We start from the raw sequence: 19,986 nt of genomic DNA, 5'->3' as shown, positions 1-19,986 counted from the left end.
AGAAATGGGCAACACGTGGGCAGAAATAGCCCGCCGATTCTACGAACCCCACCGCATCAAACCTCGCATTTTTGTCACAAACGAGCCGTGCATCCGAATGGCGGCGGGTCAGCACGATCCGATACGCTCCGGTATGATCGGCACGCTTGAGGACCGCGCATGGGCCGGTCCGCCGACCGCCCTCTCTCATGTCCACGTCCAACGCGTCCGCCCCCGCTTCCGCCGATCCATCGCTGCGCGGCCTGCTGCTTCTGCTCGCCACCATCGCCGGTGTCGCGGTCGCGAACATCTATTACAACCAGCCGCTGCTCGACAACTTCCGGCAGTCGTTTCCGGCAAGCGCGTCGTGGGTCGGCGTCGTGCCCGCGGTCACGCAACTCGGCTACGCGGCCGGCATGCTGTTGCTCGCGCCGCTCGGTGACCGCTTCGACCGGCGTGCACTGATCCTGCTGCAAACCGCGGGCATGTGCATCGCGCTCGTCGTGGCCGCTGCCGCGCCGGCGCTGCCAATCCTGGTTGCCGCGAGTCTCGCGATCGGCGTGCTCGCCACCATCGCGCAGCAGGCGGTGCCGTTCGCCGCCGAACTCGCGCCGCCGTCGCAGCGCGGTCATGCGGTGGGCACGGTGATGAGCGGCCTGCTGCTCGGCATTCTGCTCGCGCGAACCGCAGCGGGCTTCGTCGCGGAATACTTCGGCTGGCGCGCGGTATTCGCGGTGTCGGTGCTCGCGTTGCTCGCGCTCGCCGTGGTGATCGTGCTGCGTCTGCCGAAGAGCAAGCCGACTTCCACGCTGTCGTACGGCAAGCTGCTGGTGTCGATGTGGCATCTGGTCGTCGAACATCGCGCGTTGCGTGAAGCGTCGCTGACGGGCGCCGCGCTCTTCGCCGGATTCAGCATCTTCTGGTCGGTGCTCGCGCTGCTATTGGCCGGGCCGCCCTTTCATCTCGGACCGCAGGCCGCTGGCCTGTTCGGCATCGTCGGCGCGGCCGGCGCGCTCGCTGCGCCGCTCGCGGGCAAGTTCGCCGACCGTCGCGGACCGCGCGCGATCATCACGTTGTCCATCGTGCTGGTGGCGATTTCGTTTGTCGTGTTCGGCTTTTCCGCGAAGAGCATCGCGGGGCTCGTGATCGGCGTGATCGTGCTCGACGTGGGCGTGCAGGCCGCGCAGATTTCGAATCAGTCACGCATCTATGCGCTGAAGCCCGACGCGCGCAGCCGCGTGAATACGGTGTACATGGTCGCGTATTTCATCGGCGGAGCCCTCGGTTCCGCTGTGGGCGCCGCTGTATGGCCGGTGTTCGGATGGGTGGGCGTGAGCGTCGCGGGTCTGGTGTTCGCGGGCCTGGCCGCATGGAATCATCTGGCGCTGCAGGCTCGTACCGCAAAAGATTGATTGCGCTTGTTGCTGTGTGGCGAGCGCTCAGCCGTGGCTGCGCGCGAGCGCATATTCGTGCAGCGCGTCGATCACGCGATCGAATTCGAACGACTTGTCGTAGAAGTGGCGCACGCCATACTGCTCGCAACGCTCGCGATAGGCGGGCAGCGCGTGGTTGGTCAGCACCGCCGCGAACACCGAGTCGATCAAGCCTTCGCGCTGCAAATAAGCCAGTACGGGCACGCCTGAACCGCGCTTCAGTTGCAGGTCGACGATCACCGCGTCGAACGCTTCGTCGCCAAGGAGCGCGATGGCTTCGTCGGCGGAATCGGCATACGCGGCCACTTGCAGCGAACCGGACGCGTCGATGGCTTCCACCAGGCTGCGGCGGATCAGCGGCGAATCCTCGATAAGCAGCACGCGCAACGGCGCGTGACTGGCTGATCCGGCAACGGTATTCGATTCGCTGTTCATCGGCATCTCTCGATCGTCCATTATTCGATCAGGCCGTTCTTGATCGCGTAATAAGTGAGATCGGCATTGTTCGCCAGCCGCATCTTCTCGAGCACGCGAGCCCGGTACGTGCTCACCGTTTTCACGGACAAATGCAGTTCTTCGGCAATCTGCGTGGGAATCTGCCCCGCCGCGAGCTTGCAGAAAATCTGGAACTCGCGTTCCGACAGCGCTTCGTGCGGCCGCGCCGCCGCCGGCTTGTCGAGATTGTCGGCGAGCGTGTCGGCCACCGCCTCCGATAAATAGCGATGACCTCGCGCCACCGCGCGAATCGCCCGCACGATCTCGTCCGGCTCGCAGTCCTTGTTCAGATAACCGTTCGCGCCCGCACGCAGCAGGTTGATCGCGTACTGACTCTCCGGATAGCCGGAGAGGATCAGCACGCCCTGCTCGGGGCGCACCTGCTTGATGACGCGCAGCGTGTCGATGCCGTTTTTATCCGGCATCGCGATGTCGAGCAGCACGACGTCGAATGCCTGCTCGCGCACGAGGCTGATGGTCTCGTCGCCGGTGGCGGCTTCCGCGGCGACGCACATGTCCGGCTCGTCGGCGACGAACTGCCTGAAACCGCCTCGGACGATCGCATGATCGTCGGCTATCAACACTCGAATCATCGGCTTGGTGTCCGTACGATGGAATCGCTCCAAAGCAGACATTGTAATGACGTCGCGTGGCCGCTCGACGTTATCGGCTGTGTTGCGGCCACTACCGCCGGCCGCAAGCTCATACTGCCGCGCCCACAGCCGCGCCGAATCACTCGCGACCCTCGAGCAGGTCGGCCATGTCGTCCGCATGCTCTTCCTCGACGGCGAGAATCTCTTCGAACAGACGCCGCGTCGTGACGTCCTTCTCGCCGAGATAGCGAATGATCTCGCGATAGGTGTCGATGGCAATGCGCTCGGCGACCAGGTTCTCGCGGATCATGTCCGTGAGATTCTCGCCTTCCTTGTACTCGGAATGCGCGCGCGTTTTCAGGCCGTCGGGTGCGAAGTCCGGCTCGCCGCCCAGTTGCACGATGCGCTCGGCGATGCGGTCGGCGTGCTCCTGCTCTTCCGTTGCGTGCTCCGCGAATTCGGCGGCCACCGCTTCGGAGTTGATGCCCTTCGCCATGAAGTGATGCCGCTTGTAACGCAGCGTGCAGACGATCTCCGTCGCGAGCGCGTCGTTGAGCAGCTTCAGCACGGTCTCGCGGTCGGCGCCATAACTTTGCGTGACGGGTCCGTCCGACATGTGCTTGCGGGCGTCGTCGCGAATCTTTTGAATGTCCATCACGAACGGGTCGCTCGACTGGGCGCCAGGTGTGTTCGCCATTGAGTTTCTCCTTTATCCGTATTGAGGGAATGGGCGCATCGCGGACCATGCCCGCGACGCGCCGTTAGAGTCGTGCTCAGATCTACGTTCGGAACACGCCGAGCAGCAGCGTGACCACGAACACGACCAGAAAAATATAGAACAGAATCTTCGCGATTTCGGCCGCGCCCGCCGCGATTCCGGTAAAACCGAACACCGCTGCGATGATCGCGATAACAAAAAAGACGATGGCATAGTGAAGCATGGCGACTCTCCTTCTTGTTGGTATCCGCGTGAATTCTCGTGCGCTGGCGTTGCCTCAAGCGCCGCTAAACATGCAAGCGGCGCTAATCGACAATTTTTTTCGTCACCACAAAGCCGAGCACGAGGAACACCACGCACAGAATCACAAATACGACGAACAGGAACTTCGCAATTGCCGCCGCGCCCGCCGCGATGCCGGTAAAGCCAAGAAGACCGGCGATCAAGGCAATGACGGCGAAGACCAACGCCCACTTCAGCATGATGGCTTCCTCCTGGAACGATGAATGGATCAGGGTTCATGCTATCCATCGGCGGCGGCGGGCGCATTCCGACGCACTCCGGTTTTCGTGTGAGAATCCGCTTACATTGGATTACGGCAGCGTTACGACGAGCCGATTCGCGCACGCGAGCGCTCGCGCGTTGGCGGCGGCGAACGCTACACTATGGCTGTCCACGGAGCCGAATGTGTCGAACGTGCAGAACGTGCCTGATTTGCCCAACGCAGTCCCGCATGACGCGAAGCAGCAAGCGCAAAGCGAGGCTGGAAGTCGTGCGCAAACCGAAGCGCAATCCGATGCCCAAACCAATCCGCAAGCCGCTGCGCAACCGCGCCGCGCCGCCGCGCGTCTGAGCGACTGGATGCGCAGCCGAAGCTGGGCGATCGCGATGACGGTCGCAATCGTGATCACCGTCGGCGGGCTCGTCATTCTGGAGACCGCGCGCGAGCGCATCGCCGCCGAGTACGAGACGGCGCTCGAAGCCCGCGACGTCACCGTGCAACTGAGTGCACTGGCGAGCCAGCTATCGCGTTTGAGCGCGCAGCAAAGCGATTATCTTCTGACGAAGCGCGACGACGCCGCACACGCGTTTTGCGCGACGGCCGCACGCATTCGCGCCAGCGAAGAGCCGCTCGAGCGCTTTTACCGCAGTCCCAAAGCCGATAGCGCCGAGCTCGCGAGCTTCACGCAGATTCGTGCGCTGATCGACGCACGCATCGGCGCGGGCGCGGCGGCGTTGCAGCGCGCCGCACCGCATCCATTGGAGCTTGGCGCGTGCGGCAGCACGAGCAGCGAGCAGGCGGTGGACCCCGCGTTCGTCGACAGCACGCTTAGCCTGCTGCGCGATAACGAAGAACGCCGCGCGCAGCATGCGCTCGCCGCGAGCCGCGCCGATCAGCGCATCTCGACGTTGTGCGCGGCGGGACTCTCGGCGCTCAACATCGTGTTGTTCATTCTGCTGTTCCGCAATCTCGGCATTCAGATAGACAGACAAGCGCGCGTGCAGCGCCAATTGATCACGCAGCAAGGCGAACTCGATCAGCTCGTCAACGAACGGACCCGTCAACTCGAGGCGCTCGGCTGGCATTTGCAGGCCGTCAGCGAAAACGAAAAGACGCAGCTTGCGCGCGAGCTGCACGACGAGTTGGGCGCGATTCTGACCGCGAGCAAGATGGACGTCGCGTGGGCAAACCGCAAGCTGAAGGACAGCGCTCCGGAGATCGCCGGCAAGCTGCAGCGCGCGCTCGCCAATCTGGACCAGGGCATTGCACTGAAGCGCCGCATCATCGAGGACATGCGGCCCACGGTGCTCGCGAACTTCGGTCTCGTGACCGCGCTGCGCACGCTCGCCGACGAAGCCGCGCAGCGCAACAACTGGACATTGAACCTGCAGCTTCCCGCAGACGATATCAAGCTCGACGAGCAAACCGAAATCGCGCTCTTTCGCGTCGCGCAGGAATCGCTGACGAACGCGGCGAAATACGCGCGCGCGTCGCAGGTGTCGATCGGTCTGCATATCGGCGAGGGGCAAGTGACGCTCGACATTGCGGACAACGGCGTGGGCATCATGCCTGCGGATTTGAAGCGCACGCACACGCATGGACTGCTCGGCATGCGTCAGCGCGTCGCCGCGCATGGCGGACGATTCGACATACGGCGCGGCGTGCCGAACGGCACCGACATTCATGTCGTGATGCCGAGCGCGAGCACGGCCGCGCAGCCGGCCAGCGACTCGGACGCAAACCCAAGCGCGCGGCAGAACGACTAAAAGCATCGTTGTAGGAGTGCGCCGACGCGAACACCAGAGCGCACCTACAACAAAATCGCAGCGCAGCCGACAGCGCCGCATGCGCCCTTTTTTTACCATGCAATCAGACCGGATCGACTGGCGCAAGCCACGGTCGGCAGCTAGCAGAGCCGCTAGCGGGACACGTCAACCGATACCTTCTCGACAAGGAGAACTTCCATGAATCGACTGATCGCTTTGCTCCTCATTGCAGGCACGGCCGCGCTCGCCGGCTGCAACACGATGGCAGGTGCCGGCCAGGACATCTCGAAGGGTGGCGACGCCCTCACCAATCAGGCTGAGAAGGCGAAGTAAATCGCTGTTGCTTGAAGCCCTGCGCACTTGCGGCGCAGGGTGGTTCATCGCAATGCAATGCATCATCGAGCCCGCTGCGCGGAAACCGCAGTGGGCTTTTTGTTGTGCGTGCTTGTTGAACGTGAGCTGTGCGTTGCCCGTGTTGCCAAAACAAAGCGGCGGTCCACTTGCGTGGACCGCCGCCCCGTCCTCCCAGGACTTGCCGCTATGCCATGCGCTGCGATGCGCGCAGGTTGGCTAGCGAGCTTATGCGCCCGTCAGCGTGTTCGACAACTCGATACTCGGTGTGCTCGTATTGCCGTTCTGCACGATCAGCAGATGAATCTGCCCCACCGCGAGCTGGCTCAGCACACCGCCGATCGGCACCGACGTAATGAGCCAGTCGGCGTTGTTCGACAGCGTGAACGATTGCGACTGATAGATCGGCGTCTTGCTGCCCGCGGCCGTCGCGATCAGCACATACTGGCCGCCCGATACGTAGATCGAATCCTGGCCGCTCGCCGGCACGGCGTTCTTGAACGCGACGCCCGCCAGGGTCGGCGACACGGTGCTGATGTTGGTGTTGCCCGCCTGCACGAGATACAGGTCGAGATTCGGCGCGTTGCCCGATGCGTTGAAGCCGCGCACGCGCGCGCTATTCGACAGAAGGCCCTTGTCGAACGGATCGTCGATCAGGCCGATGTCCGCCGCTGCGGTGCCGGGCAACGCGAGCACCGTATATTCGTGGCCCTTCGAGACGTTCGGGAAATTGCCGCTCGCGAGCGCGGTCTTGGTGCCGGTCGCCGCATAAGCGACATTCGTCGAACCCGTGTTGATGTTCGTGAAGTTCGTCACGCCCTTGTACGAGATATTCGTCTGTCCGGACGGCGCGTTGCCGTTGACGAGAAAGTCCACTGCCGGTCCGCTCGGGATCGCATGCACGAAATGGATTTGCGGGTTCGTCAGACCCAGTTCCTTGCCTACGTCGTCGGAGCCTCCGCCGCATGCACTCAGCACGGATGCAACGGCAATCATGGCCGCCATGGTTCTAATCAGTTTCATTCTGTTCACCTATATCGATGTCGGGCTTCTGGCCCATTCATATGCGGGCGCACGCTCTGGACGCCGCCATCTGAAACCGTGTTCGGCAATGATTCGAACGGTCTCGTTTTGGCTGTCCTCGGCGAAGCACTCCCTCCTATCCCTGCACGCAACGCCCTGTTTTAAAGGCGCGGCGCGGTCCATGTCGATGGACGCACCCAATGAGCAATGGCTGTGCCGCGATCATCGAATTGGCTTATCGCGGCGCGAGAATGTCTTACGGGGCAACATGCGGCGAGCATTAGAAGCTTTCCTCAGATGGTGAGCCCGAGCGCGCGGTGTATCGTTCGTGCGCACCCCATACTTACAACGGCAGCCTGTATGTCTTACCAACGCTTACTCGCGGAACTCGACCTCGGCTTCACCCGCTTGCGCAATCGCGTCGTGATGGGGTCCATGCATACGGGCATGGAAGACCGCTTCTGGAATTATCCGAAGCTCGCCGAGTACTTCCGCGAGCGCGCGAAGGGCGGCGTCGGCCTCATCATCACCGGCGGCATTTCGCCGAATCGCGAAGGATGGCTGCTGCCCTTCGGCGGTACGCTCAACTCGGTATTCGATCTGCGCAATCATCGGCGGCTTACGCAAGCGGTTCACGAAGAAGGCGGCAAGATCGCGCTGCAGATCCTGCACGCAGGACGTTATGGGTATCAGCCGTTCGTTGTGTCCGCATCGGCATTGAAGTCGCCTATTTCGAAGTTCAAGCCGCGCGCGCTCAGCATCGCCGGCATTCAGAAGACCGTGCGCGATTACGCGCGCTGCGCGCGGCTCGCTCAGCGCGCGGGCTATGACGGCATCGAGATCATGGGCAGCGAAGGCTATCTGCTCAACCAGTTCCTCTGCCCGCGCACCAACCGGCGCACGGACCGTTACGGCGGCAGCATCGAAAACCGCATGCGCCTCGCGTGCGAGATTGTCGAGCGCGTGCGCGAGACGTGCGGCGAGCGCTTCATCGTGGTGTATCGGCTTTCGCTGATCGACCTCGTGGAAGGCGGCAATACATGGGATGAAACCGTGCAGGTCGCACGCGCGCTCGAAGCGGCCGGCGTGACGATATTCAACACAGGAATCGGCTGGCATGAGGCGCGTGTGCCGACCATCGTCACCTCGGTGCCGCGCGCCGCGTTTGCCGCGTTGAGCGCGCGGCTGAAGGCCGCCGTGACAGTCCCGGTGATCGTCTCGAACCGCATCAACACGCCCGACGTCGCCGAAGCCTTGCTCGCCGACGGCGCGGGCGATCTGGTGTCGATGGCAAGACCGCTGCTCGCCGATCCCGAGTTCGTGCTGAAAACCGCCGAGGGACGCACGCACGAAATCAACACCTGTATCGCGTGCAATCAGGCCTGTCTCGATCATACGTTCAGGAATCAGCGCGCGACCTGCCTCGTCAATCCGCGCGCCGGTCGCGAAACCGAACTCGTGTACCGGCCGCTCGCGGGTTCGCAGAAAGTGCGCTCCGTTGCGGTGGTCGGCGCCGGGCCGGCGGGATTGTCGGCGGCGACGGTGGCGGCGTCGCGCGGGCATCGCGTGACGCTGTTCGATGCGGCCGCAACCATCGGCGGTCAGTTCAATCTCGCGATGCGCGTGCCGGGCAAGGAAGAGTTCAGCGAGACGATCCGTTATTTCCAGAGCCAGCTCGAGCGGCATCGCGTCGACGTGCGGCTCGGCACGCGCGTCGACGCCGCGCTGCTCGCGGCCGGCGCTTACGACGACATCGTGATCGCGACCGGCATCGTGCCGCGGCGGCCGGCGATCGCGGGCATCGACGCGCCCAATGTTCTGTCGTATGTCGACGTGCTGCGCGGTGCGCCGGTGGGCGGCCGCGTCGCCGTGATCGGCGCGGGCGGCATCGGCTTCGACGTCAGCGAGTTTTTGCTGCATCGCGCGGACGAACCGCTGCCGCTGCCGCGCGACGCGTGGCTCGACGAATGGGGCGTCGATCTGTCTGTCAGCGAACCCGGCGGCCTGAAGCCGCCCGCGCCCGCGCGTCCGCCGCGGCAGATCTGGTTACTGCAGCGCAAGGCGGGCAAGCTCGGTGCGGGGCTCGGCAAGACCTCGGGCTGGGTGCATCGCGCGACGCTCGCGAGAAACGGCGTGAAGATGCTGGACGGCGTGTCGTATCTGGAAGCCGGCGCACGTGGTTTGAAGATCGCGCGCGGCGGCGTCGAGCAATGGCTGGAGGTCGACCATATCGTCGTATGTGCAGGGCAGGAATCGCTGCGCGATTTGCATCCAACGGAGTCCGCGCGTGGAAAATCGGCGGATGCGGGCGGTCCGCGTTTTCATGTGATCGGCGGAGCGGCGCTCGCGACCGAACTCGATGCGAAGCGCGCGATTCGCGAAGGCGCCGAACTGGCCGCGCGGCTTTAAAGCGCCAACGTGGCCCGCGCTTTTCCATAAGCGCCGTGCTCCCGTTCGTGCGCAGTCTCGCGCATCACGCGAGCGCTTTCTTTCGATAATCGAGCCAGAAAGACAAACCCACGCTGACGAGAATCACGACGGTCGCGATGACCGTCGAATGCGTAACGGGCTCGCCGAGAAGCAACGCGCCGAGCGCGACCGCCACGACCGGATTCACATACATGCAACTGCTCGCGATGATCGGGCTCGTGTGCCGTATCAGGAAACCGTAGGCGACGTAAGCCGCCATCGTGCCGATCAGCATCAGGTAGATGAACGCCAGCACCGGCAGAAAATGGACTTCGAGCATGCGTTCGCCGGAGACCCACGCGACCATTGTCGACATCGCACCGCCCAGGCCGATTTGCAGCGACGTCGATAGAAACAGGTCGGACGGCAGTTTGAGACGGCCGGCGAGATGCGCGCCGCCCGCCCAGAAGAGCGCGCCGCACAGAATCGCGAGACTGCCGCCCGCCGAGCCGGGCGTGTCGTCGCCGTGACTCAGGATCGCGATGCCGACGAGCCCGAGCCCCACCGCGAACCACTCGCCTCTGCCGATCTTGCGCCCCGCCACCGCCGCGATCACCGTCGCGAAGAGCGGCACGGTCGCGACCATCACCGCCGCCGTGCCGGTGCCGACCGTGCGCATGCCATACGCGAGCATGCCGCTCGACAGACCGACGAGCATCGTGCCGACGAGCCCGGCATTGCGAATTTCGGCGGCGCTCGGCCACACCGGATTGCGGCGCGCCGCGAACGCGAATAGCCCGACGCCCGCGAACAGATTGCGCAGGCCGGACATCAGCAAAGGCGGGAACGAGCCGAGCGCGACGTGCACCGCGAGATAAGTCGAACCCCACACGAGATAGACGACGCCGAGCGCGAGCGCGATCTGTCCGTTGCGCGATTGCGGCAAACGGATCGGAAAACCACGAGAAAACCAGCCTGGAAGTTCCTGCGACATGTCGTCAACGCGCCGGCGCCGTTCGAGCTTCCCGCTGTGGGGACGGCGGACACCGCATCGGCGATGCGGTCAAACGGGCGAGGCTGGCGGACATGGTGGTGGAGCGAAAGACGATGGTTGGCTAACAGAGAGAGCCATACGGGAACCGCGGTGCCGGTCCGGTAGTTCCGGCCGATTCGCGGCTCGCGCGCCAAATGCACGGCGCGCATCGCATTATGCAGTAAGCGCCCACCGCGCCAGGCGAAAGAATCGTAACTTTTGGTGCACACGCAACAAAAAGCCGGAGCAGACGGCACCCCGGCTCTCACTCTGAGAATTCGCGCCGCGCGTGGCGGCTATGCAGCGGGCATCGGCCCGAGCACGCGCGTCGGCGCGTCGGGCCTCTGCCTGCGCTCAGTTGCTCATCGCGCCCGACGCCTCGTGCTTCATGCCCATCGCGTCGCCCTTTTTCATCTTGTCGTGCTTCATCGTGTCCTTTTTCATGTGGTCTTTCGACATCGAATCCTTGGACATCGTGTCATGCGACATCGCATCGTTGGACATGGCGCCGCTCGCCTGGGCGAACGCGGCGCCGCCGCTCATCAAAAGGGCGACGGCTGCTGCTGCGATTGCAATCTTTTTCATGGGATAACTCCGTTTGTAGTTGATGAATCGAACCGGCTGTAGCCGGCGTATTTCCGAAGCTTCTGCCGCCCGAGGTCGCGCACGCGCGCGGCGCATGCGGCGACCCGCGCGCGTCAGGAGCCTCCGAACCAGTTGTAGCCCTGATCGACCCAATAGCCGCCAGGATACGTGTTGGTGACGAACATCTCGACGATGTGCTTCGGATTCTTGTAGCCGAGCTTGGTCGGCATGCGCAGCTTCATCGGGAAGCCATATTTCGCGGGCAGGCGCTCGCCGTCGTAGGAAAACGTGAGCAGCGTCTGCGGATGCAGCGCGGTCGGCATGTCGATGCTTTCGTAGTAATCGTCCGCGCATTTGAAGCCGACGTACTTCGCGCTCGTATCCGCGCCGATGCGCCGCAGAAACTCGCCGAACGGCGTGCCGCCCCAGCGGCCGATCGCGCTCCACCCTTCCACGCAGATGTGCCGCGTGATCTGCTCGGCGTGCGGCAGCGCGTACAACTCGGGCAAGGTCCACACGCGCTGACCCGTGACGAGTCCGCCGATCTTCAGCGTGTAGCCGGACGCGTCGACCTGCGGCACTTCGTCGATGCCGTAGTACGCGTTGAATGGAAACGGCCGCGTGATTTGCGCTTCGGTATACGTCGGCGCCAACTGCTTCGGATCGAACAGCGCGGCTTGCGCGCGATCGTTCAGGCGCGACACGGCCGTTAGAAACTTGTTGACGGAGTCGTCGTCGGTGAGCGAGCAGCCTGTGAGCAGCGACAATCCGCCGAGCGACAACAACTGCTTGCCGAACAGACGCCGCGACGGAATCGACAGCTCGCGTCTCGCATCAATGAGGATCGACTCGCGGTCCAGTTTGCCGGCGGCTTTTGCCGGCAGTTTGTCAGATGGCTTATCCATGATTCGGTATCCGTAACATTTCGAACGTTGGGCTCAGCGGCCGCGCAACATCGCGAGGAGCGAACGCGGCACGAGCGCGACCATCGCGAGATGCACGACGATGAACGCGGCCATCAGCGCCATCGCGCAGAAATGGACGATGCGTGCGTTGTCGTAGCCGCCCATCAGTTCGCGCAGCAGCGGAAACTGCACCGACTTCCAGATCGCGAGGCCCGACAGCACCAGCACGATCAGATCGACAACCACGAACAGGTAGGCCAATCTCTGCACCGCGTTGTAGACCCGCAAGTCGGCGTGCGAGAGCTTGCCCGTCAACGCGGCGATGAAATCGCGCCACACCGCGCGCGGCGAGATCGGGAAAAACTTGCGCACGAAGCGTCCGCTCGCGAGATTCATCGCGAGATAAATCAGGCCGTTGAAGACCAGCAGCCACATCGCGGCGAAGTGCCATTGCAGCGCGCCGCCGAGCCAGCCGCCGAGCGTGATTTCCGTCGGAAAACGAAACCAGGCGAAGACCGGCGACGCGTCGTAAATGCGCCAGCCGGACAGCATCATCACGATCGCGGCGAGTGCGTTGAGCCAATGCGTGACGCGCACCCACAGCGGATGGATTGCGCCGCTCGCGGGCGTGGCAGGCGGCGCGTTGCCGCGAACGACGTGAGGCGTGGCCATGAAGCTCTCCTGTGATTGGCGGCGTGCGTCGTGCGTTCAATGGCAGAGCGGTAGATCGGCCACTTGCAGCACGTCGCCCGTTGCAGCGTTTTCGACGAAGGCGACAACGCCGAATTTATCGACTGACGGATTGGCGTTTGCGCTCGCGTCCGCACTGTCGAGCCGTATATCGCGGCGAATCTGCAGCTTGCCGCCGACCAGCGGCACCGGCCCGATCCACTGCCGCACCACTCTCTCGTGATGCAAGGTTGCGCCGCGGTTTTCTCCCGCGCCGACCTGCGAGCTCAGCGCGTTTTCATAGACGGCGACATAGGCGTCGAGCCGTGCTGCGCTATCGGCAGTCCGGCTGTCGAAGCGGGCCGCGAGATCGAACGCGCCGCCTGGCTGCGGCTTCATGTCGAGCGCGATGTTGGCTTGCGCCGGCTCGGCGATCAGCTTGTCGACGCGGCTTTGAAAACTGTCCTGCTGCGACCACGTCCGCAACTCGCGTCCGCCGACGAACACTTCAGGCGTATAGATCGTGTGGCCGCCGGCAAGATCGGTAAGCGTCTGCTGACGCTCGGTGAAACGGTGCTGCGAGAAACGGTCGGTCCAACCGAGACCGTTCCAGTAGTCGACGTGCAACGCCAGCGGCACGACGCTTCGCGTGGCGCCGCTGTTCTTCCATTGACCGAGCCACGCGTCGGCAGGCGGACAGCTATTGCAGCCTTCGCTGCTGTAAAGCTCGACGAGCGCCACGCGATGGGCGGGACTGCGCGCGCTGCACATCGCACTCGCCGCGCTCACGAGGCCGCTCGCGCACAACAACGCGAGCGCGGCAACGAGTGCGACGGCCCGCTTGAACGGCCGATGCGCCCGGCGTTTGATGACTGTTTGCATGACGTGCTCCGATCAGGATCTGCACGTTTGTCGAAGCGCGTCGCCGGTTATGACACCGCGCCGCAAATTTTTTTCGCCCGTTTGTTTTGTGTTGTTTGCGGGCGGCCTCAAAGCATGCTTGCGCGATGTCGCCAACTTTCTACACTGCGACTTACAACAACGAAATGTCCGCCAAGGTCGCTGAAAGACGCCGTGCTAACATGCTTGTGTCGATCGCGCCGCTTTGCTGTGGTCTTCTCATGACTCTGTTTTCAAGCGGCGCGCCACCCACTTCATTCGATAACCGCCGGCCACTCATGCGCTTTCCGACTTCCCGTGCCTTCACCCGCTTGCGCCCTCGTGGCGCAACCGGCTGCGCGCGCGTGGAACTCGCGCCGCAAAGGGCCGGCGAACCGTCGCGAACGCTTCTGCCGGCAACGGTTCCGCTTCTCGCCGCCCGGCACCCCGACTGACGCAGCCTGCTCCTTGCCTGAAGCTGCGTCGTCCCTCAAGGGACTGTCGGAGCGCCGGGCCGATCCCATCCGCATGACCTATTCTCGTACAGAGATTGCAGATCGAATTGGAGTAGCCGCCGTGAAGACGACCAGAAGGACCAAGCAGTGTTACCTCACCGAACTCGACGTCGCGCGTCTTGAGAAGCACGCCGCCGCGCCCGGCGCGAACGCCCGTTTTCAGGAGATGCTCGACGACGTACTGGAGCGCGCCGTGATCGTGGACTCCCGCGAAATTCCGGCGAACGTGGTCACGATGAACTCGCAGGCCACGCTCGTCGACGAAAGCAGCGGCGAGCAGATGACGTGGACGGTCGTCTATCCGCCCGACGCCGACTTCGCTCATGGCCGCCTGAATGTTTTTTCGCCGGTGGGCCTCGCGCTGCTCGGCGCGAAGCGCGGCGAGCACATTCACTTCATGCCGCCGAGCGGCGCCGAAAAAGTGCTGAAGCTCGAGAAAATCCTGTATCAGCCGGAAGCTGCGGACGACTTCACGCGTTAAGCAACCCGTGCCGGTGCTGCGGCGCGTCATAGCGTGCTGCATTCCGCGTTCTGCGTTCTGCATGCCGCGTCACTACAAGCATAGTGCGTAAATCGCGCATGCAAGAGCGCAGCGATTCTCCGCCCGCAGCCGCCGAGCAAACCACCGCGCGCTGCCCCGCATTAGCACTCACGCATCGCGCGCGGGTTGCCAAGCAGCGCCCGCCCGGTGTATCGTGTGCGCTGCTAACGCGGGGGTCCTGCGTTGCACGGAAGTCGGAGGTCCGTGCCACGTGGGTGAGAAATACCCTTTGAACCTGATCTGGATAATGCCAGCGCAGGGAAGCGTACGGATTTCGCAGCCAGTCTCTAGCCTCACCTCTCGCGAATTCCGACTACTTCCATCTCGTCTCCTGCTTAGCGGCCCCACATTGAATGGGACCGGAGCAAGGCGTCATTGCGCTTAACTCCGGCCGACACACGGAGAACATGCATGAACGCCAATCCGAAGTTCCTTTCCGCCGACGCCCACGTCGATGAAGCTGCCGTCGCGCCGCTGCCCAACTCACGCAAGGTCTACGTGACGGGCTCGCGTCCCGACATCCGCGTGCCGATGCGCGAGATCAGCCAGGCGGATACGCCCGACAGCTTCGGCGGCGAAAAGAATCCGCCGGTCTATGTCTACGATACGTCGGGCCCCTACTCCGATCCCGACGCGAAGATCGACATTCGCGCCGGCTTGCCCGCACTGCGTCAGCGCTGGATCGAGGAACGCGGCGACACGGAAGCGTTGACGGGTCTGTCGAGCGACTTCAGCCGCGAACGCGCGGCCGACACCGCTACCGCCGATCTGCGCTTCCAGGGCCTGCATCGCACGCCGCGCCGCGCGATCCCCGGCAAAAACGTTTCGCAGATGCACTACGCGCGTAAAGGCATCATCACGCCGGAGATGGAATACATCGCGATCCGCGAAAACCAGCGCCGCGCCGAATATCTGGAGAGCCTGAAGACGAGCGGCCCGAACGGCGAAAAGCTCGCCGCGATGATGGGCCGCCAGCATCCGGGCCAGGCGTTCGGTGCAAGCGCGTTCGGTCCGAACGGCGTCACCGAAATCACGCCGGAATTCGTGCGCGAAGAAGTGGCGCGCGGCCGCGCGATTATTCCGAACAACATCAATCACCCGGAAAGCGAGCCGATGATCATCGGCCGCAACTTCCTCGTGAAGGTGAACGCGAACATCGGCAACTCGGCCGTGACGTCTTCGATCGGCGAGGAAGTCGACAAGATGACGTGGGCGATCCGCTGGGGCGGCGACACGGTGATGGATCTGTCCACCGGCAAGCACATTCACGAAACGCGCGAGTGGATCATCCGCAATTCGCCGGTGCCGATCGGCACGGTGCCGATCTATCAGGCGCTCGAAAAGGTCAACGGCAAGGCCGAAGACCTGACGTGGGAAATCTTCCGTGACACGCTGATCGAGCAGGCCGAACAGGGCGTCGACTACTTCACGATTCACGCGGGCGTGCGTCTGCAATACGTGCCGCTGACGGCGAAGCGCATGACCGGCATCGTGTCGCGCGGCGGCTCGATCATGGCGAAGTGGTGCCTCGCGCATCACAAGGAAAGCTTCCTGTACGAGCATTTCGAAGACATTTGCGAAATCATGAAGGCGTATGACGTGGCCTTCTCGCTCGGCGACGGCTTGCGCCCCGGTTCCATTTACGACGCGAACGATGAAGCGCAGCTCGGCGAACTGAAGACGCTCGGCGAACTCACGCAGATCGCGTGGAAGCACGACGTGCAGACGATGATCGAAGGCCCCGGCCACGTGCCGATGCAGTTGATCAAGGAGAACATGGACCTGCAACTGGAATGGTGCGACGAAGCGCCGTTCTACACGCTCGGGCCGCTCACCACCGACATCGCGCCGGGTTACGACCACATTACGTCGGGCATCGGCGCGGCGATGATCGGCTGGTTCGGCACGGCCATGCTCTGCTACGTCACGCCGAAGGAACACCTCGGCTTGCCGAACAAGGACGACGTGAAGACCGGCATCATCACGTACAAGCTCGCCGCGCATGCCGCCGATCTGGCGAAGGGTCATCCGGGCGCGCAGGTGCGTGACAATGCGCTCTCGAAGGCGCGCTTCGAATTCCGTTGGGAAGACCAGTTCAACCTCGGCCTCGACCCGGACAAGGCGCGCGAATTCCACGACGAAACGCTGCCGAAAGATTCCTCGAAGGTCGCGCATTTCTGCTCGATGTGCGGCCCGCACTTCTGCTCGATGAAGATCACGCAGGACGTACGCGAGTTCGCCGCGCAGCAAGGCGTCACCGACGACGAAGCGCTGAAGAAAGGCATGGAAGTGAAGTCGATAGAGTTCATGAAGAAAGGCGCTGAAATTTACCAGCGGCAGTGATGCGTTCGCGCATCGCGTGGGGCGCATGCCGTCGCCCACTCGATGCGCGCGCAACCTTTCGCCACGCAAAAGCCCGCGCTTGCGGGCTTTTTTTGGTGCTTAGGTCAGGCACACGCAATGCTGCAACCAGGGAAACATTTGATTACGAAACCGTCAGTCTGCTGACAACCGCATACATCTGGAAACCGGTTCCGGCGATAAGATCAAAGCGAACGAACAATAACGACAGGCGGTTTCGGATTACAACAGGGAGTCAACATCATGAGATCGATTCGTAAGATAGGTTCGCTTGCGATGATCGTCGCGGTTGTCGCAAGCCTTTCCGCGTGTGAGGGTATGACGACGCGGCAACGGGACACCGCGATCGGTGCGGGCGTCGGCGGCGCGGCGGGTGCCGTGATCGGCGGCAGCGCGCTGTCCACGCTGGGCGGCGCGGCCGTCGGCGGCGTGATCGGCAACCAGGTCGGCAAGTAATCGCCTCGTATGACCGGGCAAAGCGGACCGGGCGCCATGCCCCGTCCGCTTTGCTCACAATCTATGCGGATGTGCCGCATCGAAACGGCGCTGGATGAAGAGCCGCAACGCGCGGCTGCAATGAGGCGAAATACGCCGTTACGGTTTTGCAAACCTCCTCGCGCGCCGTCGGCGTAAGCTCGTGCGATAACGTACCGACGACGGCGTCGGCTGCGTTGTTTGCAAACTGGAGCGCGCCATGAAGTCCCGCGTCATCGACACTTTTCATACTATTCGCATGCAGTTCGCGACGGTTGCGCCTCGCCGGCGCATCGGCCGCGGCCGGCTCGCGTTGAGCGGCGCTGCGAGCGCGTTGCTGCTGTCGGGCTGCTATTACCCGTACGGCTACTACCCCGGCTATTACGCCGCTTATCCGTCGTATTACGCGACCGTGCCAGCGAGCGCTGCCCAGCGTGAAGTGCCGCTCGGCACGACCGGCGACTCGCAGGGCGCGCAGTCCATGCAGCAGCAGTCGGCGCAAGTGCAATATGGCCAGCAGCCGCAGCCCGGCGCGGCCGCTTCGCCGCCCGCGTATGTGGTCGCGCAGCCGCCGGTGTACGTTGCGCCGGCTTATCCCGCCTACTATCCGCCACCGGTCTATCCGGCCTGGTACGGCTACGGCTATCCGGGCTGGTATGGGCCGGCCGTGTCGATCGGCTTCGGCTGGTCGTGGGGCGGCGGCGGGCACGGTCATCATCACTGAGCTTTCGCTCCTCCCGTAGTTTCCCTTCTTGACGCGCGGGCCTCGGGCTCTATGCTTGGTTAAGCCTCACACAGTAAGCGTTTAAAAGCGAGCCGCCTGGCGCTTTCGTGCCCGGCGGCGCTCATCCGTCCTGCACCAGCGACGCGTCCCGTCATTGGCAATCTCGCGTCGATTTCGAACAACAACGAAGGAGACGTGATGTTTCATCAACTACTCACCCCCATCGGCGATTCACTGCTCGCGTCGTTTCTCGTCGCGGCGTTGCCGATCATTGTCGTGCTCGTGCTGCTCGGCTGGGCGCGCCGGCCTGCGTGGCAGGCGTCGCTCGCCGGACTCGTCGTCGGTCTGATCGTCGCCATTGCCGGGTGGAAGTTTCCGGTGGGGCTCGCGCTCGATTCCGTCGCGGCGGGCGCCGTGTTCGCGTGCTGGCCGGTCATGTGGATCGTGTTCACCGCGATCCTGCTGTACAACATCGCGCAGCGCTCCGGCCGCTTCACCGCCTTCCGCATGTGGATGATCGACAATCTGCCGAACGACCGGCGCGTCGTGCTCGTCGTGGTGGGCTTTTCGTTCGGTGCGCTGCTCGAGGGCATTTCGGGCTTCGGCACGCCGGTCGCGATCACCAGTTCGCTGCTGATCCTGCTCGGCTTTCCGACGCTCGAGGCGCTCACCTTCACGCTGATCTTCAACACCGCGCCGGTCGCGTTCGGCGCGCTCGGCGTGCCGATTACGGTGCTCGGCGCGGTCACGCATCTGCCGGCCGATTTGCTCGCGAAAATGGTCGGTCGCCAGTTGCCGTTCTTCGCGCTGCTGCTGCCCTTCTATGTGATCGCCGTGTACGCCGGCTTTCGCAACATGCTGCGCATCTGGCCGGTGCTGCTGATCTCCGGCGCGAGCTTCGCGCTGACGCAGTTCGTCTCGTCGAACTATGTGAACTACAGTCTGACGGACGTGTTGTCGTCGATGGTCTCGCTGATAGTCACCATTGCGTTCCTGCGCGTGTGGAAGCCGGCGGTCGACCCGGCGTTCGCGATCGACATCGACCGGGCCGGCGAAGTGCGCAGCAAGATCGGCGGCGGCCAGGGCTGGTATCCGTGGATCATCGTGTCCGTCGTGGTGATCGTCTGGACGGTGGCGAAAATCTTCCTGATCGGCGACGTGAAAATTCCGTGGCCGGGGCTCGACAAGGCCGTGTTCATCACGTTGTACAACACGCCGTACGGCGCGATCTGGGACTTCCAGCCGCTCGCGACCGGCACCGCGATTCTGGTGGCGGCGATCATTACGAGCCTCGTGGTCGGACTCGGCGCGCGCGAATTCGGCGCGGCCATCGCCGATACGTGGGTGCAGACGCGCATCGCGATTCTGACGGTCGCGACCATCGTCGGACTCGCGTATCTGATGAATTACTCGGGTCTCACATATACGCTCGGACTCGGCGTCGCGTCCGTCGGACCGTTCTTTCCGCTGGTGTCCGCATTCCTCGGCTGGGTTGCGGTGTTTCTGTCAGGCAGCGACACATCGGGCAACGCGCTGTTCGGCAATTTGCAGGTGGTCGCAGCGCATCAGTTGAACCTGAACCCGGTGCTGATGGCGGCGACCAATTCGTCCGGCGGCGTGATGGGCAAAATGATTTCGCCGCAAAACATTTCGACGGGCGTCGCGACCACGGAGTTGAAAGGCAAGGAAGGCGTGGTGTTCGCGAAGACCTTCAAGCACTCGATTCTGCTGACCGTGCTGCTCGGCATTCTGGTCTGGCTGCAGCAGAACCTGCTCCAGGGGATGATTCCGCATTGACGGTTGTTGGGCGGCTCTGGCGGGTTGCTCCACCGCCAGACATACAGCCGAAAATTTTCTCGTAGACGCGAGGCGCCGGTCGCACCGGCGCCTCATCTTCCTCCCTCCCGGTGATCGCAATATTTCTCACATCAGCGTGAGAATTGCTCGCTATGCGCGCCTCGCCGCGACGCTTACGATCACGTGTGTCAGACGTCCTCTCCCGATACTTGCCGTTTCATTCAGACGTGAAAC

20 protein-coding genes and 1 riboswitch are annotated in these 19,986 nt (G+C 63.4%); of the genes, 9 read left to right on the top strand and 11 right to left on the bottom strand.

Features of this window, described 5'->3' with window-relative positions:
- The first annotated feature begins 188 nt into the window (after window positions 1-188).
- Window positions 189-1,391, top strand: coding sequence for an MFS transporter (locus AB6809_RS06445; RefSeq protein ID WP_371026100.1), 1,203 nt, complete (start codon window positions 189-191; stop codon window positions 1,389-1,391).
- A 27-nt stretch (window positions 1,392-1,418) separates the two neighbouring features.
- On the opposite strand, the gene AB6809_RS06440 is transcribed toward AB6809_RS06445, so the two are convergent.
- From AB6809_RS06440 to AB6809_RS06420, 5 genes are all read right to left on the bottom strand, one after another.
- Entirely contained in the window at window positions 1,419-1,847 is a 429-nt protein-coding gene (locus tag AB6809_RS06440; RefSeq protein ID WP_035569834.1) for a response regulator transcription factor, read from the bottom strand.
- Between the two features lie 20 nt (window positions 1,848-1,867).
- Complete coding sequence (locus AB6809_RS06435; RefSeq protein ID WP_013338705.1) at window positions 1,868-2,500, bottom strand: response regulator transcription factor; 633 nt, start codon at window positions 2,498-2,500, stop codon at window positions 1,868-1,870.
- 139 nt (window positions 2,501-2,639) lie between these two features.
- Window positions 2,640-3,197, bottom strand: a complete 558-nt coding sequence (locus tag AB6809_RS06430) for a bacterioferritin (RefSeq protein ID WP_006052456.1) — start codon at window positions 3,195-3,197, stop codon at window positions 2,640-2,642.
- Window positions 3,198-3,279: 82 nt separating this feature from the next.
- Complete coding sequence (locus tag AB6809_RS06425) at window positions 3,280-3,441, bottom strand: DUF1328 domain-containing protein (RefSeq protein WP_006052455.1); 162 nt, start codon at window positions 3,439-3,441, stop codon at window positions 3,280-3,282.
- A gap of 82 nt (window positions 3,442-3,523) precedes the next feature.
- On the bottom strand, window positions 3,524-3,700 hold the full coding sequence (locus tag AB6809_RS06420) for a DUF1328 domain-containing protein (protein ID WP_006052454.1): 177 nt from the start codon (window positions 3,698-3,700) through the stop codon (window positions 3,524-3,526).
- A 205-nt stretch (window positions 3,701-3,905) separates the two neighbouring features.
- Between AB6809_RS06420 and AB6809_RS06415 the strand changes: the two genes are divergently transcribed.
- Window positions 3,906-5,486, top strand: coding sequence for a sensor histidine kinase (locus AB6809_RS06415; protein ID WP_371026099.1), 1,581 nt, complete (start codon window positions 3,906-3,908; stop codon window positions 5,484-5,486).
- 198 nt (window positions 5,487-5,684) lie between these two features.
- On the top strand, window positions 5,685-5,819 hold the full coding sequence (locus AB6809_RS06410; RefSeq protein ID WP_006052452.1) for an entericidin A/B family lipoprotein: 135 nt from the start codon (window positions 5,685-5,687) through the stop codon (window positions 5,817-5,819).
- Between the two features lie 246 nt (window positions 5,820-6,065).
- On the opposite strand, the gene AB6809_RS06405 is transcribed toward AB6809_RS06410, so the two are convergent.
- Entirely contained in the window at window positions 6,066-6,860 is a 795-nt protein-coding gene (locus tag AB6809_RS06405) for a DUF4397 domain-containing protein (RefSeq protein ID WP_006052451.1), read from the bottom strand.
- 360 nt (window positions 6,861-7,220) lie between these two features.
- On the opposite strand from AB6809_RS06405, the gene AB6809_RS06400 reads away from it, so the two are divergent.
- On the top strand, window positions 7,221-9,269 hold the full coding sequence (locus tag AB6809_RS06400) for an FAD-dependent oxidoreductase (protein WP_371026098.1): 2,049 nt from the start codon (window positions 7,221-7,223) through the stop codon (window positions 9,267-9,269).
- Window positions 9,270-9,333: 64 nt separating this feature from the next.
- Here the strand turns inward: AB6809_RS06400 and AB6809_RS06395 are convergent, their stop codons facing one another.
- The 5 genes from AB6809_RS06395 to AB6809_RS06375 all read right to left on the bottom strand — a co-directional run bounded on the left by AB6809_RS06395 (window position 9,334) and on the right by AB6809_RS06375 (window position 13,343).
- Complete coding sequence (locus AB6809_RS06395; RefSeq protein WP_029967574.1) at window positions 9,334-10,263, bottom strand: EamA family transporter; 930 nt, start codon at window positions 10,261-10,263, stop codon at window positions 9,334-9,336.
- A gap of 393 nt (window positions 10,264-10,656) precedes the next feature.
- Window positions 10,657-10,887, bottom strand: a complete 231-nt coding sequence (locus AB6809_RS06390; RefSeq protein WP_006052448.1) for a pentapeptide MXKDX repeat protein — start codon at window positions 10,885-10,887, stop codon at window positions 10,657-10,659.
- Window positions 10,888-11,000: 113 nt separating this feature from the next.
- Window positions 11,001-11,792 carry a molybdopterin-dependent oxidoreductase gene (locus tag AB6809_RS06385; RefSeq protein WP_107706532.1) on the bottom strand — a complete coding sequence of 264 codons (792 nt, stop codon included), beginning with the start codon at window positions 11,790-11,792 and terminating at the stop codon, window positions 11,001-11,003.
- 33 nt (window positions 11,793-11,825) lie between these two features.
- Window positions 11,826-12,464, bottom strand: a complete 639-nt coding sequence (locus AB6809_RS06380; protein WP_107706531.1) for a cytochrome b/b6 domain-containing protein — start codon at window positions 12,462-12,464, stop codon at window positions 11,826-11,828.
- A gap of 36 nt (window positions 12,465-12,500) precedes the next feature.
- Entirely contained in the window at window positions 12,501-13,343 is an 843-nt protein-coding gene (locus AB6809_RS06375) for a DUF1223 domain-containing protein (RefSeq protein ID WP_371026095.1), read from the bottom strand.
- Between the two features lie 573 nt (window positions 13,344-13,916).
- On the opposite strand from AB6809_RS06375, the gene AB6809_RS06370 reads away from it, so the two are divergent.
- The 5 genes from AB6809_RS06370 (at window position 13,917) to AB6809_RS06350 (ending at window position 19,752) form a co-directional block, all read left to right on the top strand.
- The gene (locus AB6809_RS06370) at window positions 13,917-14,336 is read left to right on the top strand and encodes a GreA/GreB family elongation factor (protein ID WP_006052444.1); all 420 of its coding nucleotides are present in this window, start codon (window positions 13,917-13,919) and stop codon (window positions 14,334-14,336) included.
- A gap of 221 nt (window positions 14,337-14,557) precedes the next feature.
- A riboswitch (TPP riboswitch) is annotated at window positions 14,558-14,676 on the top strand.
- 131 nt (window positions 14,677-14,807) lie between these two features.
- Window positions 14,808-16,739 (top strand): phosphomethylpyrimidine synthase ThiC, encoded by a 1,932-nt coding sequence (gene thiC, locus AB6809_RS06365; RefSeq protein ID WP_371026094.1) that lies wholly within the window; start codon window positions 14,808-14,810, stop codon window positions 16,737-16,739.
- 261 nt (window positions 16,740-17,000) lie between these two features.
- Window positions 17,001-17,213 carry a glycine zipper 2TM domain-containing protein gene (locus tag AB6809_RS06360; RefSeq protein ID WP_006052442.1) on the top strand — a complete coding sequence of 71 codons (213 nt, stop codon included), beginning with the start codon at window positions 17,001-17,003 and terminating at the stop codon, window positions 17,211-17,213.
- Between the two features lie 238 nt (window positions 17,214-17,451).
- Entirely contained in the window at window positions 17,452-17,955 is a 504-nt protein-coding gene (locus AB6809_RS06355; protein ID WP_371026092.1) for a hypothetical protein, read from the top strand.
- Between the two features lie 198 nt (window positions 17,956-18,153).
- The gene (locus tag AB6809_RS06350) at window positions 18,154-19,752 is read left to right on the top strand and encodes an L-lactate permease (RefSeq protein ID WP_371026091.1); all 1,599 of its coding nucleotides are present in this window, start codon (window positions 18,154-18,156) and stop codon (window positions 19,750-19,752) included.
- Window positions 19,753-19,986: the final 234 nt, after the last annotated feature.

The organism is Paraburkholderia sp. RCC_158 (assembly GCF_041355255.1).
Lineage (GTDB): Bacteria > Pseudomonadota > Gammaproteobacteria > Burkholderiales > Burkholderiaceae > Paraburkholderia > Paraburkholderia graminis.
Note: the sequence above shows the minus strand (reverse complement) of the source record. Positions and strands in the feature narration are given on the sequence as shown.

What these genes read in the sequence shown, in the direction of transcription:
- AB6809_RS06445 (WP_371026100.1), top strand. Translation starts at nt 189, where the DNA reads ATGTCCACGTCCAACGCGTCCGCCCCCGCTTCCGCCGATCCATCGCTG.
- AB6809_RS06440 (WP_035569834.1), bottom strand. Translation starts at nt 1,847, where the DNA reads ATGAACAGCGAATCGAATACCGTTGCCGGATCAGCCAGTCACGCGCCG.
- AB6809_RS06435 (WP_013338705.1), bottom strand. Translation starts at nt 2,500, where the DNA reads ATGATTCGAGTGTTGATAGCCGACGATCATGCGATCGTCCGAGGCGGT.
- AB6809_RS06430 (WP_006052456.1), bottom strand. Translation starts at nt 3,197, where the DNA reads ATGGCGAACACACCTGGCGCCCAGTCGAGCGACCCGTTCGTGATGGAC.
- AB6809_RS06425 (WP_006052455.1), bottom strand. Translation starts at nt 3,441, where the DNA reads ATGCTTCACTATGCCATCGTCTTTTTTGTTATCGCGATCATCGCAGCG.
- AB6809_RS06420 (WP_006052454.1), bottom strand. Translation starts at nt 3,700, where the DNA reads ATGCTGAAGTGGGCGTTGGTCTTCGCCGTCATTGCCTTGATCGCCGGT.
- AB6809_RS06410 (WP_006052452.1), top strand. Translation starts at nt 5,685, where the DNA reads ATGAATCGACTGATCGCTTTGCTCCTCATTGCAGGCACGGCCGCGCTC.
- AB6809_RS06405 (WP_006052451.1), bottom strand. Translation starts at nt 6,860, where the DNA reads ATGAAACTGATTAGAACCATGGCGGCCATGATTGCCGTTGCATCCGTG.
- AB6809_RS06400 (WP_371026098.1), top strand. Translation starts at nt 7,221, where the DNA reads ATGTCTTACCAACGCTTACTCGCGGAACTCGACCTCGGCTTCACCCGC.
- AB6809_RS06395 (WP_029967574.1), bottom strand. Translation starts at nt 10,263, where the DNA reads ATGTCGCAGGAACTTCCAGGCTGGTTTTCTCGTGGTTTTCCGATCCGT.
- AB6809_RS06390 (WP_006052448.1), bottom strand. Translation starts at nt 10,887, where the DNA reads ATGAAAAAGATTGCAATCGCAGCAGCAGCCGTCGCCCTTTTGATGAGC.
- AB6809_RS06385 (WP_107706532.1), bottom strand. Translation starts at nt 11,792, where the DNA reads ATGGATAAGCCATCTGACAAACTGCCGGCAAAAGCCGCCGGCAAACTG.
- AB6809_RS06380 (WP_107706531.1), bottom strand. Translation starts at nt 12,464, where the DNA reads ATGGCCACGCCTCACGTCGTTCGCGGCAACGCGCCGCCTGCCACGCCC.
- AB6809_RS06375 (WP_371026095.1), bottom strand. Translation starts at nt 13,343, where the DNA reads ATGCAAACAGTCATCAAACGCCGGGCGCATCGGCCGTTCAAGCGGGCC.
- thiC (WP_371026094.1), top strand. Translation starts at nt 14,808, where the DNA reads ATGAACGCCAATCCGAAGTTCCTTTCCGCCGACGCCCACGTCGATGAA.
- AB6809_RS06360 (WP_006052442.1), top strand. Translation starts at nt 17,001, where the DNA reads ATGAGATCGATTCGTAAGATAGGTTCGCTTGCGATGATCGTCGCGGTT.
- AB6809_RS06355 (WP_371026092.1), top strand. Translation starts at nt 17,452, where the DNA reads ATGAAGTCCCGCGTCATCGACACTTTTCATACTATTCGCATGCAGTTC.
- AB6809_RS06350 (WP_371026091.1), top strand. Translation starts at nt 18,154, where the DNA reads ATGTTTCATCAACTACTCACCCCCATCGGCGATTCACTGCTCGCGTCG.